The sequence below is a fragment of the Kribbella speibonae genome, from assembly GCF_004331375.1.
In the GTDB taxonomy this organism is placed as follows: Bacteria; Actinomycetota; Actinomycetes; order Propionibacteriales; family Kribbellaceae; genus Kribbella; species Kribbella sindirgiensis.
The window spans coordinates 1,280,005-1,296,431 of sequence record NZ_SJKC01000001.1 but is presented as its reverse complement, the minus strand read 5'-3'; the positions used below and the strand labels follow the sequence as shown (position 1 = coordinate 1,296,431).

14 protein-coding genes are annotated in these 16,427 nt (G+C 68.3%); 7 read left to right on the top strand and 7 right to left on the bottom strand.

The window, feature by feature from the left end; translation table 11 throughout:
* Positions 1-38 precede the first annotated feature (38 nt).
* The gene (locus E0H92_RS06465) at positions 39-566 is read right to left on the bottom strand and encodes a hypothetical protein (protein WP_131465388.1); all 528 of its coding nucleotides are present in this window, start codon (positions 564-566) and stop codon (positions 39-41) included.
* Positions 567-686: 120 nt separating this feature from the next.
* Between E0H92_RS06465 and rarD the strand changes: the two genes are divergently transcribed.
* The 6 genes from rarD (at position 687) to E0H92_RS06435 (ending at position 7,577) form a co-directional block, all read left to right on the top strand.
* Positions 687-1,604, top strand: coding sequence for an EamA family transporter RarD (rarD, locus tag E0H92_RS06460; protein WP_131495668.1), 918 nt, complete (start codon positions 687-689; stop codon positions 1,602-1,604).
* Between the two features lie 99 nt (positions 1,605-1,703).
* Positions 1,704-3,767, top strand: coding sequence for a PhoX family protein (locus E0H92_RS06455; RefSeq protein ID WP_238173329.1), 2,064 nt, complete (start codon positions 1,704-1,706; stop codon positions 3,765-3,767).
* Positions 3,768-3,877: 110 nt separating this feature from the next.
* Positions 3,878-4,354: an RrF2 family transcriptional regulator gene (locus tag E0H92_RS06450; protein WP_131495666.1), complete on the top strand. Its 477-nt coding sequence runs from the start codon at positions 3,878-3,880 to the stop codon at positions 4,352-4,354.
* A gap of 42 nt (positions 4,355-4,396) precedes the next feature.
* Positions 4,397-5,764 carry an MFS transporter gene (locus tag E0H92_RS06445; RefSeq protein WP_131495665.1) on the top strand — a complete coding sequence of 456 codons (1,368 nt, stop codon included), beginning with the start codon at positions 4,397-4,399 and terminating at the stop codon, positions 5,762-5,764.
* Positions 5,765-5,776: 12 nt separating this feature from the next.
* Positions 5,777-6,238, top strand: a complete 462-nt coding sequence (locus E0H92_RS06440; RefSeq protein ID WP_131495664.1) for a cupin domain-containing protein — start codon at positions 5,777-5,779, stop codon at positions 6,236-6,238.
* A 67-nt stretch (positions 6,239-6,305) separates the two neighbouring features.
* Entirely contained in the window at positions 6,306-7,577 is a 1,272-nt protein-coding gene (locus tag E0H92_RS06435) for a cytochrome b (RefSeq protein ID WP_131495663.1), read from the top strand.
* On the opposite strand, the gene E0H92_RS06430 is transcribed toward E0H92_RS06435, so the two are convergent.
* The 4 genes from E0H92_RS06430 to E0H92_RS06415 all read right to left on the bottom strand — a co-directional run bounded on the left by E0H92_RS06430 (position 7,564) and on the right by E0H92_RS06415 (position 12,848).
* A complete protein-coding gene (locus E0H92_RS06430; protein ID WP_131465376.1) occupies positions 7,564-8,682 on the bottom strand; it encodes an XdhC family protein in 1,119 nt (372 codons plus the stop codon). The two genes, E0H92_RS06435 and E0H92_RS06430, sit on opposite strands and share 14 nt — an antisense overlap.
* Positions 8,675-9,157, bottom strand: coding sequence for a (2Fe-2S)-binding protein (locus E0H92_RS06425; RefSeq protein WP_131495662.1), 483 nt, complete (start codon positions 9,155-9,157; stop codon positions 8,675-8,677). The genes E0H92_RS06430 and E0H92_RS06425 overlap by 8 nt, the downstream gene beginning before the upstream one ends.
* Before the next feature lie 7 nt (positions 9,158-9,164).
* Positions 9,165-11,495 (bottom strand): molybdopterin cofactor-binding domain-containing protein, encoded by a 2,331-nt coding sequence (locus E0H92_RS06420; RefSeq protein ID WP_238173328.1) that lies wholly within the window; start codon positions 11,493-11,495, stop codon positions 9,165-9,167.
* A 147-nt stretch (positions 11,496-11,642) separates the two neighbouring features.
* Positions 11,643-12,848: a PucR family transcriptional regulator gene (locus tag E0H92_RS06415; protein ID WP_131465372.1), complete on the bottom strand. Its 1,206-nt coding sequence runs from the start codon at positions 12,846-12,848 to the stop codon at positions 11,643-11,645.
* 123 nt (positions 12,849-12,971) lie between these two features.
* On the opposite strand from E0H92_RS06415, the gene E0H92_RS06410 reads away from it, so the two are divergent.
* On the top strand, positions 12,972-13,739 hold the full coding sequence (locus E0H92_RS06410; protein ID WP_131495660.1) for a hypothetical protein: 768 nt from the start codon (positions 12,972-12,974) through the stop codon (positions 13,737-13,739).
* Between the two features lie 86 nt (positions 13,740-13,825).
* Here the strand turns inward: E0H92_RS06410 and E0H92_RS06405 are convergent, their stop codons facing one another.
* Together E0H92_RS06405 and nuoN are read right to left on the bottom strand one after the other, a co-directional pair.
* On the bottom strand, positions 13,826-14,848 hold the full coding sequence (locus tag E0H92_RS06405) for a polyprenyl synthetase family protein (RefSeq protein WP_131495659.1): 1,023 nt from the start codon (positions 14,846-14,848) through the stop codon (positions 13,826-13,828).
* A complete protein-coding gene (gene nuoN / locus E0H92_RS06400) occupies positions 14,845-16,425 on the bottom strand; it encodes an NADH-quinone oxidoreductase subunit NuoN (RefSeq protein ID WP_131496456.1) in 1,581 nt (526 codons plus the stop codon). Before nuoN ends, E0H92_RS06405 begins: the two co-directional genes overlap by 4 nt.
* Positions 16,426-16,427 lie beyond the last annotated feature (2 nt).

The window sequence follows — 16,427 nt, the reverse complement described above, 5'->3', positions numbered from 1 at the left end:
CATCCAACCGCATCACACCAGGGGTCTCACGTCACCTGTCACCCGATGGACGGCCCGCGCCTGTCCTGCAGAGACCCTGCCTTGGCAGCGACCACCGGGACGGCCACCGGGCCAGCCGCGGCAGCAGCAGCGCCCCTGGCGGCAGCAGGTGCCTGGGACGGGCCACTGGGCGTCTTCTTGGCAGCTGCCGCCGCGGCGACCGTGACTGCGTGCGCGATGTACTCCTGCGCACGGTTGGCCGGCTCCGGTTCCATGGTGTTCGTCCGGCTGTCGGCAGCCAGCAGCTCCACGGCAAGCTTCCGGGACGGCGAGTCGGCGGCCGGCTGGGGTCGACTCTGTGGGCTGCTGTGCAGGTAGTCGCCGAACGGCTCGGCTGCCGGGCTGTTCTTGTCGACCGTCACCGCGACCACGTCGCGGTGCGCGCCCATGGCCTCCGCCGCGATCGCCTGCCGGACGCGTTCCCCGGCCAGCACGCGATCCTCCGCGGTGAGATTGGCCGATGCGAGCGCCGACCGGGTGATGTCGTCGGTCAACTCGTCGATGAGTTTGCCGCGGGACTGCGCCATCCGATTCCTCCTGTGGTCCGTGACCGAAGCGCGCACAGAGTAGCGAGCCGGCAGGCCGCAGCCGTCTCACGTCATGAGCAAAGGAGTTGTATGCGGCTGTCGGAGGATTAGGCTGACGGGGTGCCGGAACAGCGACAGGGATTCACCTATGGGTTTGCCGCCTACCTGATCTGGGGTCTGTTCCCGCTGTACTGGAAGCTTCTCGACCAGTCCGGGGCGCTCGAACTGCTGGCACACCGCGTGCTCTGGTCGCTGGTCACGATCGTGGTCCTGGTCGCCGTACTGCGGAAGTTCGCCGGCGTGAAGGCCCTGCTCGCGGAACCGCGGCGGCGGTGGCCGTTGATCGCGGCGGCGTTCCTGATCTCGGCGAACTGGGGCACCTACATCTGGGCTGTCAACAACGGTCACGTCGTGGAGACCTCGCTCGGGTACTTCATCACGCCGCTGTTCACGGTCCTGCTCGGCGTCTTCGTCCTCAAGGAACGGCTCCGGCCGATGCAGTGGACCGCGCTCGGGATCGCGTTCGTGGCCGTCGCCGGGCTGACCGTCGAGAACGGGCGGCCGCCGTGGGTGGCGATCATCCTGACGTTCTCGTTCGGGTTCTACGGGCTGGCGAAGAAGAAGGCCGGCGCCGGCGCGATCGAGGGCATGGCGATCGAGTCTGGCACGGTCGTACCGTTCGCGGTCGCGGGGATCGTCGCGCTCGGGCTGCACGGAGACACGACAGTCACCCACCACGGTACGGCGTACCTCGTGCTGGTGCTGCTGACCGGGCCGATCACCGCCGTACCGCTGCTGCTCTTCGGCGCCGCGGCGACCCGGGTCTCGATGACGACGCTCGGGCTGCTGAACTACATCGCGCCGATCATGCAGTTCGTCTGCGGTCTGGTGATCTTCCACGAGCGGATGACGCCGATGCGCTGGCTCGGTTTCGGGCTGGTGTGGGTCGCGCTGGCGCTGTTCACGTTCGACAGCATGCACACCCGGCGCCGCAACGTCGCCCTCGAACGCACCGCGGTCACTGCTTCCGCAGTGTGATTGTTCGACCGCGCTTCGCTTTCTTAGGTCAACCTAAGCCGCGTGACGTTCACCTGACCTTCACTGAGAAGGCTCTCAGCTTCCCTAGGGTCGCTGATCGTGACCAAGTTCCTGCCGCTGATCAGTCAGATCGGCACCCGCCACGGGTCCCGTTCCCTGCGCACCTGCGAGTACAAGTGCGCGAACCAGTGCGACCACCCCGAGCCGAACACGTCCGGCAACGAGCACATCCAGACCGTGATGCGCTCCGCGTTCAGCCGCCGCAAGGTGCTCGCGATCGGCGCGGCCGGTGTCGGCGCCGCCGGTGTCGCCACCCTCGCGGTGAACGCGCCGGCCATCGCGGACCAGGTGAGCCACGGGTCCGGCAACTCCGGCAACGGCTCCTTCCCGGGCTTCCCGCACCGCGGTGAGCTGACGCACAGCGTCGTACCGCCGAACCGCCAGGACGACATCGTCGTACCGCACGGGTACGACCAGGCCGTGATCATCGGCTGGGGCGACCCGGTGCTGCCGGGTGCGCCGAAGTTCGACCCCTACAAGCAGTCCGCCGAGGCGCAGGCGCGGCAGTTCGGGTATAACAACGACTACACGATGATCGTGCCGCTGCGCGACGACCGGCTCGCGCTGCTGGTCTGCAACCACGAGTACACCGACGAGAACCTGATGTTCCCGACCGGCAAATACTCGGCCGCCGAGATCGCGAAGATCGGGATGGCCGCGCACGGGATGGCCGTCGTCCAGATCGAGCGCGTCGGCCGCAAGGGTGAGTGGCGCCGCGACAAGCAGCTGTCCCGCTACAACCGCCGGATCACCGCGTCCACCAAGTTCGAGGTGACCGGGCCGGGCGCCGCGGACGCCCGTGTCGGGAAGGTTGCCTACGGCACCTTCGGGAACTGCTCCGGCGGCGTCACGCCGTGGGGCACGATCCTGTCCGGCGAGGAGAACTTCAACGGGTACTACGACGTGAGCGGCACGATCCCCGCCGAGCACGTGGATTCGTACAAGCGGTACGGCGTACCGACGACCGTCACCAAGTCCGCGCGGCAGTGGAGCATCGTCGACCCGCGGTTCGACCTGACCAAGACGCCGACCGAGGTCTACAAGTCGGGCTGGGTGGTCGAGGTCGACCCGTACGACCCGCGGTCGACGCCGAAGAAGCGGACCATGCTCGGCCGGCTCAAGCACGAGGGCGCGACCACCACGATCACCGCCGACGGGCGGATCGCGGTCTACACCGGCGACGACGAGAAGGGCGAGTACCTCTACAAGTTCGTCTCGGCCAACAAGTACGACCCGAAGAACCGCAAGAACAACTTCGGCCTGCTCGACGAGGGCACGCTGTACGTCGCCAAGTTCACCGGCGACGGCAGCACGGACGGCGTGTACGACGGGATCGGGCAGTGGATCCCGCTGACCTCGGACACCAAGTCGTTCGTCGACGGCATGTCCGTGCAGGAGGTGCTGATCAACACCCGCGTCGCCGGCGACAAGGTCGGCGCCACCCGGATGGACCGCCCCGAGGACGTCGAGCGGAACCCGGTCAACGGCCGGATCTACGCGGCGCTGACGAACAACGACAAGCGCGGCGGCAGCTTCCCGGTCGACGAGGCGAACCCGCTCGCGGTCTCGCACGTGCGGGAGTCGCTGGGCGGGCCGCTGATCGAGAAGGCCGGCAACCGCAACGGGTACATCCTCGAGCTCAGCGAGGAGGGTGACGACGCGGCCAAGACGGGCTTCTTCTGGACCCTGTTCCTGGTCTGCGGCGACCCGGCCGCGCAGGAGACGTACTTCGGCGGCTTCGACAAGTCGAAGGTCAGCCCGATCTCCTGCCCGGACAACGTCGCGTTCGACGGCTCCGGCAACCTGTGGATCTCCACCGACGGCAATGTGCTCGGCTCGAACGACGGCATCTTCACCGTCCCGGTCGCGGGCCCGAACCGCGGTCAGGTCAAGCAGTTCCTGTCCGTGCCGTTCGCCGCCGAGGCGTGCGGGCCGCTGGTGTCCGACGACGACAAGACCGCGTTCGTCGCCGTCCAGCACCCGGGCGAGACCGACGCCGCGACCTTCGAGAAGCCGACCTCGACCTGGCCGCACACCGACAAGTTCCCGCGCCCCGCGATCGCCTGCGTCTGGCGCCGCGACGGCGGCCGCGTCGGCAGCTGACCTGACCCCACTTTGGGCACCCACCAACCGTTTCGCGCCGGCGAAGATGGTTGGTGGGTGCCCAAAGTGCTTCTTGACGGCGGGCATTCAGGACATTTAGTATCCAGGTTATGAAGATGAACGAAGGCGTCGAGTGGGCGATGCACAGCTGCGTGAACCTCAGCTGGGCGCCCGGCGAGGCGGTCACCGCCAAGCGGCTCGCGGCCTTCTACAACCTGCCCACGGCGTACCTGAACAAGCAGCTCCAGGCGCTCACCCGGGCCGGCATCCTCACCTCGGTCTCGGGTCCGAAGGGCGGCTTCCAGCTGGCCCGCGACCCGCGTGACATCAGCCTGCTCGACATCGTCGTCGCGATCGACGGGCCGGACGACGCGTTCCGCTGCATGGAGATCCTCAAGGAGGGTCCGGGCGCCGACGCGCGCGCCGATTACACCAAGATCTGCGTGATCTCGCAGGCGATGCGCGGCGCCGAGCTGACCTACCGCCGCGAGCTGGCGAACCGCTCGATCGCGGACATCGCCGCGGAGGTCGTCCGGCTCAACCCGAATGCACCGAGCAACACCCGCAACCGGTTCGCCAACCTCTGAGCTTCACCGCACCTTCGCCTTTTACCCAGGAGTTGATTCTGGATGTCTAATATCCTGAATAAGCCGATGATCCTCGCGCTGCTCGCGTTCGCGCAGCTGATCATCGCGATCGACTACACGATCGTGTTCGTCGCCGTACCGGATATCGGCCGCGAACTCGGGTTCGCACCGCACAACCTGCAATGGGTGGTCAGCGGGTACGCCGTGGTGTTCGGCGGGTTCCTGCTGCTCGGCGGCCGGATGTCCGACCTGCTCGGCCGCCGCCGGATGTTCGTTCTCGGTCTCGGTCTGTACGGCGTCTCGTCGCTGGCCGGTGGACTCGCGACCGATCCCGGCCTCCTGGTCGGCGCCCGCGCCGTGCAGGGCTTCGGCGGCGCCGTCCTCGCACCCGCGACGCTCTCGCTGATCGGCACGCTGTTCGCCGAGGGCCGGGAACGCAACCGCGCGTTCTCGATCTGGGGCGCCGCGGGTGGCAGCGGCATGGCGCTCGGATCGCTGCTCGGCGGCGTCCTGACGCAAGCGTTCGGGTGGCCCGCGATCTTCTTCGTGAACGTGCCGCTGGCCGCTGCTGGTGTGGTGGCCGCGGTGAGGCTGATTCCAGCTGACGGGTCGGCGCGGAGCGGGCGGCGGTTCGACGTACCTGGTGCGCTGGCGGCGACCGCGGGAATCACGGCCGTGGTGTTCGCGCTCGTGCAAGGGCCTGCCACCGGGTGGAGCGGCGACAGTCTGGCGGCCGGCGCGATCGGCGTCGTACTGCTCGTGGGCTTCGTCGTGATCGAGTCCCGGTCGGCGGATCCCCTGCTGCCGTTGGACTTGCTGCGGATCCGGAACCTGCGCACCGGCGTTCTGGTGATCACACTCTTCGCTGCGACGCTCGGTCCGCTGCTGTACTTCGAAACCGTCTACTTCCAGGAGGTGCACGGCTACAACGCACTGCAGACCGGTCTGGCGTACCTGGTACCGACGGTCGCGATCTTCGTCGGCGCCAACCTCGGCGGACGGCTGGCGACGCGGTTCGGCCTGCACGTGACGCTCGCGTCGAGCCTGGCCCTCGCCGCGGTCGGCGTCGCCTGGCTAGGCCTGATCATCTCGACAAGCGCGTCGTACGTCGTCCTCGTACCGGCCCTGCTGATCCTCGGACTCGGCCAGGGCAGCGCCTTCACCACCATGTACGCCGCCGCGTCGACCGGCGTCGCGGCCGAACACCAGGGCGTCGGCTCCGGCACCGCATCAACCGGCCAACAGGTCGGCAACGCAGTCGGCCTCGCCGTACTCGTAGCCGCCGCCAACCACCCCAACCCCATCACCGGCCTCCGCACCGCAATCCTCCTGGCCGCCGCCGGCGTCCTCATCACCGCCGCAGCAGCCCTCACCGGCCACCGCACCAAAGCCCTTGCCCTCAGCAACTGAAGGAGAATCACCATGACCGTTCTAATCCGTAGCAATGAAGCCGAGACCCTGGCCGCGAGTGGCGTCACGTTGTTGGCTGATGTGCCTGATACCGGTGGGCATCTGACTAGCCATCGGTCGGTGTTCCAGCCTGGTAAGGAGGGTGCGCCTCCGCACCTGCACCGTGAGGCTGCTGAGCTGTTCTTCGTGCTGGGCGGTGCGCTCCGGGTGCTCACCGGTGAGAAGCTGGTCGTGCTCGAGCACGGTGACTTCCTCCTGGTCCCACCGAACACGCCGCACGCCTTCGAGGCAGCCGGGGACGAGACGGCCGAGGTGCTCTTCGTCCTCACACAGGCCAAGCCCCGCTTCGGCTACTACCGCCTCCTGGAAGGCGCCTACCGCGGCGAAACAGACTGGTCCGAGGTCGCCAAGACCAGCGACCTCTACGACAACCACTACGTCGAAAGCCCCACCTGGCAGCACCGCCGGCAGTGATTTGCGACACGGGGTGTCACATTCTTGGGTGCTGCGGTGTCGTATGGGTGACCGAGGGAGGTCGAGCATGCAGCGTCCTTTGAGCAACCTGCGAGCGAGAGTTTTTCCCAACCACTGGTCGTTGTTGTTCGGCCAGATCGCCTTCTACAGCTTCGTTGTGCTTCTGTTCAGCGGCGTGGTCCTGATGCTGGACTACAAGCCGTCGACAGAGCAGGTCGTGTACGACGGGCCGTACGGTCCGTTGCGCGGGACGGAGATGTCGCGGGCGCTCGATTCGACGCTGGCGATCACGTTCGAGACCCGTGGCGGGTTGCTGATCCGCCAGGTCCACCACTGGGCCACGCTGATCATGGTGGCGGCGATCACGCTGCATCTGCTGCAGTTGTTCTTCACCGCCGGGTTCCGTCGGCCGCGACGCCTCAACTGGCTGGTGGTCTTCGGCCTGCTGGTCATCACGCTCGGCGCCGCCCTCACCGGCACCTCGCTCCCGGACGACATGGCGTCGGGGACGAGTCTCGCCGTACTCGACGGTGTCCTGCAGGCCACGCCGTTCGTCGGCTCGTCGCTGTCGTCGCTGCTGTTCGGAGGCGATTTCCCCGGCGATGTGATCTCGCGGTTCTACCCGCTGCACATCGCGGTCCTGCCGGTCGTACTCATCGGACTGTTCATCGCGCTCCGGCGGAAGCCTGAAGAACGCGTCGTAGGACGTGCGGCGACCGTGGCCGTCATCAAGCGGGCCGGCCTGTTCTGCTTCGTGGTCGGCGTCTCGTTCGTGATGGCCGCGACGGCGACCATCAACCCGATCTGGCTGTACGGCCCAGCCGACCCGGCGGACACCTCGGCCGGTGTCGGCCCGGCCTGGTACCTCGCGTTCCTGGACGGCTCGCTCCGGCTCGCCCCCGGATGGGAGGTCGTCTGGTGGGGAAGGACGATCAGCCTCGCCGTCCTGCTGCCGGTCGCGCTCTGCACGCTGTTCCTCGCACTCGTCGCGGTCTACCCGTTCATCGAGGAACGGATGCCGGGCCTCATCCCGCTCCGGACCGGTATCGGCGTCGCGGGCATCGTCTTCTACGGCGTCCTGTGGGCGGCCGCCGGCGCCGACACGATCGCCGTACAGTTCCATCTCTCGTTCAACACGCTGCTGCGGGTGTTCCAGATCCTCTTGATCCTGGGCCCGCCCGCGGCCCTGGTCATCACCCGCCGGATCTGCCTAGGGCTCGAGCAACGCGACACGGAGATCGCGACGCACGGTATCGAGACCGGCCGGATCGTCCGGCGCCCCGACGGCGGGTACGTCGAGGACCACCGCCCGTCAGTGCGTCAGCTCATGTCGCACTGACGAGCCGGCCCGCCTCGCCGTGGATCCGCCCCGTGGTGGTGGACAGTGGACGGGCACTCGCCGCGGTCCTCGAAGCGATGATCTCGGCCGCGATCGAGATCGCCGTCTCCTCCGGCGTCCGGGCGCCGAGGTCGAGGCCGGTCGGCGACGTCAGCCGGGCCAGCTCGGCTGACGTCACCCCCGCGGCCCGCAACCGGGCCAGCCGATCGTCGTGGGTACGCCGTGAGCCCATCGCACCGATGTACCCGGCGTCGGTCCGCAACGCGAGTTCCAGCAGCGGTACGTCGAACTTCGGGTCGTGGGTCAGCACGCACAACGCCGTACGGCGATCGACCTGGTCGAGTGCACCGGCCAGGAACCGATGCGGCCAGTCGACCACGACCTCGTCCGCCTCGGGGAACCGCGCCCGGGTGGCGAACACGCCGCGGGCGTCGCACACCGTCACGTGATAGCCGAGAAACTTGCCGACCCGCGCCACAGCGGCCGCGAAGTCGATCGCCCCGAACACGAACATCCGCGGAGGCGGGGTGAACGCCTGCACGAACACCGCGACGTCGGTACGGCCACACTCCCCGTGGACGCCGTACTCACGGATCGCGGTGGAACCGGTGTCGAGCATCGCCAGCGCGTCCTCGACCACCGCAGCGTCCAGACCCGCATCTCCCAAGCTGCCGGTGGCCGAGGTGCCGATGACGAGCCGTCGGCCAAGGCGCTCGCCCGCCGTGACCACGGTCGCCACCGCCACCGGCCGGCCCGACTCGATCGCGTCCGCGACCGCGCCGAATTCCGCGTACGACGCCTGATCCACCGGCTCCACCAGTACGTCGAGCAGACCGCCGCACGTGAGCCCGATCGCGAACACGTCGTCGTCGGAGATCCCGTACCGCCGTACCACCGGAACCCCGGTCCGGATGACCTCTTCGGCCACCGCGTAGACATCCGCCTCGACGCACCCGCCGGACACACTGCCGACCGCCACGCCGTCGCCCGACACCGCCATCGTCGCGCCGGGCTGCCGCGGAGCCGAGCGGAACGTGTCGATCACCGTGGCGAGTGCGAACCGCTCTCCGGACCAGGGGCGGACCTGCTGGAGAACGTCACGCACCCATGTCCTCCGCGCCCGCCTTCACCGCTTCGCGAATCCGCGTGTACGTGCCGCAGCGGCAGATGTTGCGCAGTTCGTCGAGGTCCGCGTCGGTGATGTCGCGGCCCTCCTTCTGCGCCTGCTTGACCTTCGCGACAGCCGCCATGATCTGGCCGGGCTGGCAGTACCCGCACTGCGCGACGTCGTACTTCAGCCACGCCTCCTGCATCGGGTGCAGGTCCTTGCCGACCGTCGCCGGCAACCCTTCGATCGTGGTCACCTCGTCCGCCGGCGCGATGTCCTTCACCTGCACCGAGCACGGGTTGAACGCCTTGCCGTTGATGTGCGAGGTGCACGACTTGCACACCTCCAGCGCGCACCCGTACTTCGGGCCGGTGACGCCGAGCAGGTCCCGGAGAACCCACAGCAGCCGGACGTTGTCCTCGGCCTCGACGCTGATCTGCTTGCCGTTGAGCTTGAAAGTGTGCGTAGGCATGGGTTCCTCAGAACGTGTGGTCGAGGCCGTCGGTCGGCGACTGCGGGGTGGACGGCTGCAACGGCAACGGCTCGAAGCTGAGCTTGCCGTGGTTGATCGGGAAGTACGTCGGCAACGTGCCGGTCGCCCGCGCATAGGCGCACGCGATCGCGGCGAACGCCGGAGCCACTGACAACTCACCGGCACCGCTCGGGCTCTCGCTCGTGTTCGGCATGATCACCACCTGCACGTCCAGCGGCGAGTTCCACTCCCGGGTGTAGAAGTAGTTGTCCCAGCTGCCCTCGAGCGGGATGCCGTTCTTGATGTGCAGGCTCGACGTCAGCGCCAGCGCGATCGCGTCCTGCAGACCGCCGAACATCTGCGCCTCCAGACCGCGCGGGTTGATGCAGAACCCCGGGTCGACGACGATCACCGCCTTGGTCACCCGCGGACCGGTCACACCTTCGCCCTCGACCGGCCGGTTCACCGTCTCCGGCCGGCAGTCGATCTCGACCAGAGTCGCGACGGCCGCCCGGTACTCCGAGTGCACACCGACGCCCTGCGCCGTACCCTTCGGCATCGCCTTGCCCCAGTTGCCGACCTCGGCCGCCTTGTTCAGGACGGCAAGCAGCCGCTGGTCCTTGAGGAAGTTGCGGCGGAACCGGACCGGGTCCTGGCCCATCTTCGCGGCCAGCTGGTCGACCATCAGCTCCTCCGCGCAGACCACGTTCGGCGAGTAGATGTTGCGCATACTGCCGGTGTTGAACTTCAGCGGGATCTCGTTGAGCAGCTGGGTCGTGACGCCGAAGTTGTACGGCGACGACTGGGTGAGCGCGAAGATCGTCTCGGCGAACGACAGGTTGCCGCCGACTGGAATGTCCGCCGCGAACGCCGTGATCATCTCGCCGAGGCCGTGACCGAAGTCGGTCTCCACGCTGGTGTGCCGCTGCTCGTAGGTGAGCACGTTGCCGGCCAGGTAGTTCACCCGGACCCGGGACGTACACATCGGGTGCGTGCGGCCCTGGCGGAAGTTGTCGGTACGGGACCAGGACAGCTTGACCGCCTTGCCCATCTTCTGCGAGATCTCGGCCGCCTCGGCCGCGACGTCGTGGAACAGGTGCCGGCCGAATGAACCGCCGCCCTGGGTCACGTGCACCTTGACCGCGTCGATCGGCAGCCCGAGCTGTTTGGCGATGTCTTCCTGGGCAACGATCGGCACCTTCAGGCAGGACCAGATCTCGGCGCTGTCCGGGCCGACGTCCGCGATCGCGCAGTCCGGTTCGAGCGGGCTGTTGCTGGCGAACGCGAACACGAACTCGGCGTCGATCGTCTTGGTCAGCAACGGCAGCGACGGCGCGGCCATCGGCAGCTGGGCCGCGCGCAGCTTCGCCAGCACGGTGGCATCGGACTCACCGTCCACGGTGCCCGGGCCCCAGGTCGCGTCGACCTTCTGGATCGCGTCGATGCACTGGCCGAACGTCTCACCGCGGATCGCCACACCGTGGGTGATCCCAACGACGTCGGTGATCCCCGGCAGCGCCCGCAGCGCCGCGAGGTTGTTGATCGACTTCAGCGTGCCGTTGATCGTCGGCGGCCGGGCCACCATCGTCGGCTTCGCGCCCGGGACGTCCAGGTCCATCGCGAACTGCTTGCGCCCGGTGACGATGTCGTGGCCGTCGATGCGGTTCCGCGGTTTCCCGAGAACGCTGAACTCGGACGGATCCTTGAGCTCGGCGGACACCGTGATCGTCTGCGCGGTGGCGGCGAGCTTCGCCAGCGAGCCGTACGTCGCCGTACGGCCGCTCGGACCGCTCAGCACACCCTTGCGCGTGGTCACCTTGGCGGCGTCGACACCCCAGTGTGTGGCGGCCGTCTCGACCAGGCGCTGCCGGGCGACCGCGGCGGCCGTGCGGACCGGGAGGTACATGCTGCGCATCGAGTTCGAGCCGCCGGTCAGCTGATTCATCAACAGCTCCGGCCGGGCGTCGGCGAGCGCGATCTCGACCTTGCTCATCGGGAGATCCAGCTCTTCGGCGACCATCATCGCGAACGCGGTGGTGATGCCCTGGCCGACCTCGGTCCGCGGAACGGCGAAGTACGCGGTGCCGTCGGACTTCAGCTGGACCGTGATCAGCCCGGACGTCGGCGCCGCGGCAAGGTTCTGCAGGTCACCGAGGTCGAAGATGTCCGCCGGCTGCGGCAGCGACGGAACCGCCGCATCGGCCGCGCGCGGGTCGGACTCGTTCGTCAGCCAGCTCACGCCGACCGCGAGGGTGGGCGCCGCGATCAGGTAGCCGAGGACCTTGCGCCGACCGAGCAGGCCGCGTCTGCCGTCCGGTTGATCGCTTGGTCGATCCAACGAACGACGATGTTCGGCCATGGGGATCCTCCGTGCTCGAGCAATGCTGGGAACGCAGTCTGGCACCGCTGTCGGCGCGGCGGCATGGCCACGATGCCCACGTTTTGCGCGGTCTTACTGTGCACAACGCACAGCCTGACCCTTCGGTCACGCGGCAGGCGGGAACAGCCTGAAAGCACGCAACGCAAGGCCGAGCTCGACGTGGAGGCCTTCGTCGCTGAGGTTACGGCCGGTGATCTGATGGACCCGGTGCAGGCGGTTGATGACCGTGTTGCGGTGACAGTGCGCGAGGTCCGCGGTACGACGTACGGAACCTGCTGCGAGCACCCACTTGTCCAGGGTGTCGAGCAACAGTTCGCGTTCGGCCGCGGGTACTGTCATCAGCGGCAGCAGCCAGTACTGCACCAGTTGCTCGGCCAACTCCGGTGCGCTGAGCAACAACGCCTCGGGCAGCCGCTCGGTCAGCGCTGCCACGTCGATCTGACCAGCAGGGAGCGTACGGCGGGCCAGCATCGCCTGCCGGTACGCACTGTTCACCTCGGCCAGACCGGAGACGACGCCGGACAGACCGGCCGGCGCGTGGACGACGTCACGCAGCGTGCGGAGCACCGTGACCGGGGATTCCGTGCCCACGGCAAGCAATCCGACAACGGTCTGCGGACGCACCTGCCACGCGGAAGCGATCCGGAGACCCGCAAAGCGCCGTACGAACAGGGATGTCGTGCACTCGTCGTCGATCAGGTTGTCGATCGCGACCACCGCATAGCCGCCGTGCACGGGCACGTCGAGGACGGTGGCCGCCTCCTGGATGAACGCCCGGTCCTTCCCCGGACCGTGCAGCAAGCCCTCCCAGAGGGTCGATCTGCGGCGCTCGTCGGCGCGGACGAGTTGCCGTTCGGCCACGTGATAGGCGGCCGCGACCTGCGAGGACGTCCGGTCGACGACCTCCCAGACCTTGCTCGCGACATCCAGCAACGCCGCGGACTCGACCACGCCCTGGGCGCGGGCCTCGTCGATCAACGCCTCCCACACCAACCGCCCGCCGAGCCGGAAGGACTTCAGTACGTCGTCCAGCGGCATCCGCTGCTCCGCCCGCCGCCGGCCGGTCGCCTGCGCCGCATCGAAGTGGTCGTCGCTGTCGGCAATCATCTGCACGACGCGGGCAACGTTGTCATGACACGACCGCCAGAGGTCCTGCCGCGGTACCGCACCCATCTCGCGATACGCGGGGTTCTGCTCGTAGATCGTCTCGACCAGCGCGTCGGTCAACGCCGGCAGATGCAGCAACACACTCTCGGCCAACGCCTCGACCGTCAGCTCCACCACCGGCAACGCAACATCCCGCTCACCCATAGTCGGCACAGCATCGCACACAGTCGCAGCGTTGGGTACGGGTCGAGTACGGGCAGCGGTTTGTTCCAGCGGGTGCTTACTGTTCGCAGCTGACCCGACCCCTCACACACTCTGGATGGAACTGTGCGTAAAGTCCTTGCCGCGTTGGCCGCCCTGGCCGTCGCCGGTGCCACCCTCGTGGCCGTTTCCGCCGGCGCCGAAGCCGCCACCACCTGGCAGGCCCACGACAAGAACTGCAAGACCCTGAAGACCCCGGAAGGCGCCGAGCTCGGCTCGGTCTGCGCCGAGGTCCAGAAGCGCGTCACCGACACCGGCTCGATCACCGGCTACCGCGGGCGCACCTCCGTCGCGCCCGTCGCAGGCCAGTCGATCACGCCGGACCACTACAACTGGAACAGCCAGAACGTCGAGTTCTGCTCCACCGGCGAGTGCGAACCGAAGACGACGGCGTGGACGTCCTCCTGGTCCCCGACCCTGACGTCCGAAAGCACCTACGTCACCTGGGGCGATTACGGCGACGTCGGCGCCTCCTGGAGCTCCTGGACGAAGCTGGCGACCCGGTGCCTGACGTATGTCGCTGGCAAGGTGTGCGTGAACCGGTACGAACGCGGCTACCGCACGTACTACCAAGAGCGCGGCCAACTCATCATCAACCCCGCCGCAGGCCAGACGATCGAACCACGCTGGGTCCGCGTCGGCCACGTCATCAACGGCACAAGCACCTCGAAGACAACCACCTTCTGCACCCCCACCTGCCCGCGCCCCACCACAAGCTGGTCCCGCTCGGTATCCCGCGACTTCGACACCGGCTACGACGAAGGCTTCGCCTCCGCCAGCTGGACCCTCCCCTCCGGCGCCATCAAGAGCCTGCGCGTCGCGTACCCCTCCTGACGGTCTAGAGACATCGCACGGTGTCTGGAGACAGGCTATTACCTGTTTCCAGACACCGTTTTCTGTTCTCAGACCCGAGCGTTGGCTCAGACGTTGCGGGTGGCTACCAGGTCGCAGAGGGCGTCGAGGGCTTCTCGGCCGGGGCCTTCGGGGAGGGTGGTTAGGAGTTTGCGGGCGTCGGCTGCGCGGCGGCGTACGTCGTCTTCGGCCTGGCGGAAGGCGGGGTGGGAGCGGAGTAGGTCGAGGGTTTCCGCTAGGCGGGCGTCGTCGGAGAGGTCGGATTCCAGGAGGTCCAGGAGGCGGGCGTCCGTGGGGTCCGTGGGGTCTGCCTGGGCGCGGAAGATCAGGACCGGGAGGGTCGGGACGCCCTCGCGGAGGTCGGTGCCGGGGGTCTTGCCGGACTGGCCCGACTCCGACGCGATGTCCAGGAGGTCGTCGGCGAGCTGGAAGGCCACGCCGATCTCCTCGCCGAACGCCCGCAGCGATTCCTGCACCTCGAGAGGCGCGCCGGCGTACCGGGCGCCGAAGAGCGCGGACGTCGCGATCAGCGAACCGGTCTTGTCGGCGACCACCGACAGGTAGTGCTTCAACGGGTCCTGGCCTTCGCCGACACCCATCGTCTCGCGGATCTGGCCCTCGACCAGCCGGCCGAAGGTCCGGGCCTGGATCCGGACCGCTTCCGGTCCGAGGTCCGCGACCAGGTCCGACGCGCGGGCGAACAGCCAGTCACCGGACAGGATCGCGACCGAGTTGTCCCAGCGCGCGTTCGCCGTCGACGAACCCCGCCGCAGCGCGGCCTCGTCCATCACGTCGTCGTGGTGCAGCGTCGCCACATGCGTGAGCTCGACAACAACGGCCGACTTCACGACATCGTCGGACGAGACGTCAGCACCGAACTCCGCCGCCAGCAGCACCAGCAACGGCCGGAACCGCTTGCCGCCGGCAACCATGACGTGCTGGGCGGCCGCCGTGACGAACGGCGCCTCCGACTGGGTCGCGTCGAGCAACGCCTGCTCCACACGCTCCAGCCCAGCACGGACCCGGGACTCGAGCGCCGCGTCGGCGAACTCGAATCCCAGGCTCTCGGCCGGCAGCGGGGTCGGACTCAACGGATGAACTCACCAGCTCGGGCCGCCAGGTCGAGCACCGGTCCGGGAACCAGACCGAGAACCACCGTGGCGGCGAGACCCAGGGCGACCGCCGACGTGGTCTGCCAGCCCGGCAGCGCCACGTCCGGCGCGTCGGCCGGCAGGTCGGAGAAGAACATCAGCACGATCACGCGGACGTAGAAGAACGCGGCGACCAGGCTGGACAGTACGGCGACGACGACCAGCGGCCATGCGCCACCGGTCCACGCCGCGCTGAAGACCGCCCACTTGCCGGTGAAGCCCGCGGTCAGCGGGATCCCGGCGAAGGACAGCAGGAAGAACGCGAAGATCCCGGCCAGCAGCGGCGACTTCTTGCCCAGGCCCGCCCAGCGGGACAGGTGCGTCGCCTCGCCGCCCGCGTCGCGGACCAGCGTGACGACCGCGAACGCGCCGATCGTCGGGAAGCCGTACGAGACCAGGTAGAACAGCACCGCCTGCGTCGAGGTGATGCCGTTGTGGACGCCGCTCCCGGCCTGCGCGAGGCCGACGAACGCGGTCAGCAGGAAGCCCGCGTGCGCGATCGAGGAGTACGCCAGCATCCGCTTCACATCGGTCTGGGTGATCGCGACGATCGAACCGACCACCATGGTGAGGATCGCGATGATCCACATCATCGGCGCCCAGTCCCAGCGCGAGCCGCCGAGCGCGACGTAGAAGACCCGCATCAGGCCGACGAACGCCGCGATCTTGGTGCAGGCCGCCATGAACCCGGTGACCGGGGTCGGAGCGCCCTGGTACACGTCCGGCGTCCAGGAGTGGAACGGTACGCCGCCGACCTTGAACAGCAGGCCGACGCCCAGCAGGCCGGTACCGGCGAGCAGGATCGTGTCGCTTCCGGTGTCCGAGCTGAGCGCGTCCGCGATCCCGCCGAGCGACATCGTGCCCGCGTACCCGTACAGCAGCGCGATCCCGAACAGCAGGAACGCCGACGAGAACGCACCGAGCAGGAAGTACTTCATCGCGGCTTCCTGCGAGATCAGCCGGCGACGGCGCGCCAGACCGCACAGCAGGTACAGCGGCAGCGAGAAGACCTCGAGCGCGACGAACAGCACCAGCAGGTCGTTCGACGCCGCGAACAGCATCATGCCGCCGACCGCGAACAGCGTCAGCGGGAAGATCTCGGTGTGCTCGATCCGCGCCGCCGTACCCTCGCGCTCGGCATCGGACCCCGGTACGGCGGCCGCTTGGCCGGCGAAGGCGGACAGGCCGCCGTCGATCGAGCGCTCCGCGAACAGCAGCACGCTGATCAGGGACAGCGCCAGCAGGATCAGCCAGGTGAACAGCGCCGGGCCGTCGACCGAGATCGCACCCTGCGCGGCCAGCAGTTCCTTCTTGCCGTTCATCAGGATGCCGGTCAGCACACCGGACACGACCACGGCGACCACCGTGATCGCCAGCTGCACCAGGTGCCGCAACGGCCGCGGCAGGAACGCCTCGACCAGGACGCCGACGCACGCCGCGCCGAACACGACGAGCAGCGGAGCCAGCTCGTTGTACTCGATCTTGGGCGCCGTGAAGTCCGCCAGCGGCAGCAACATCG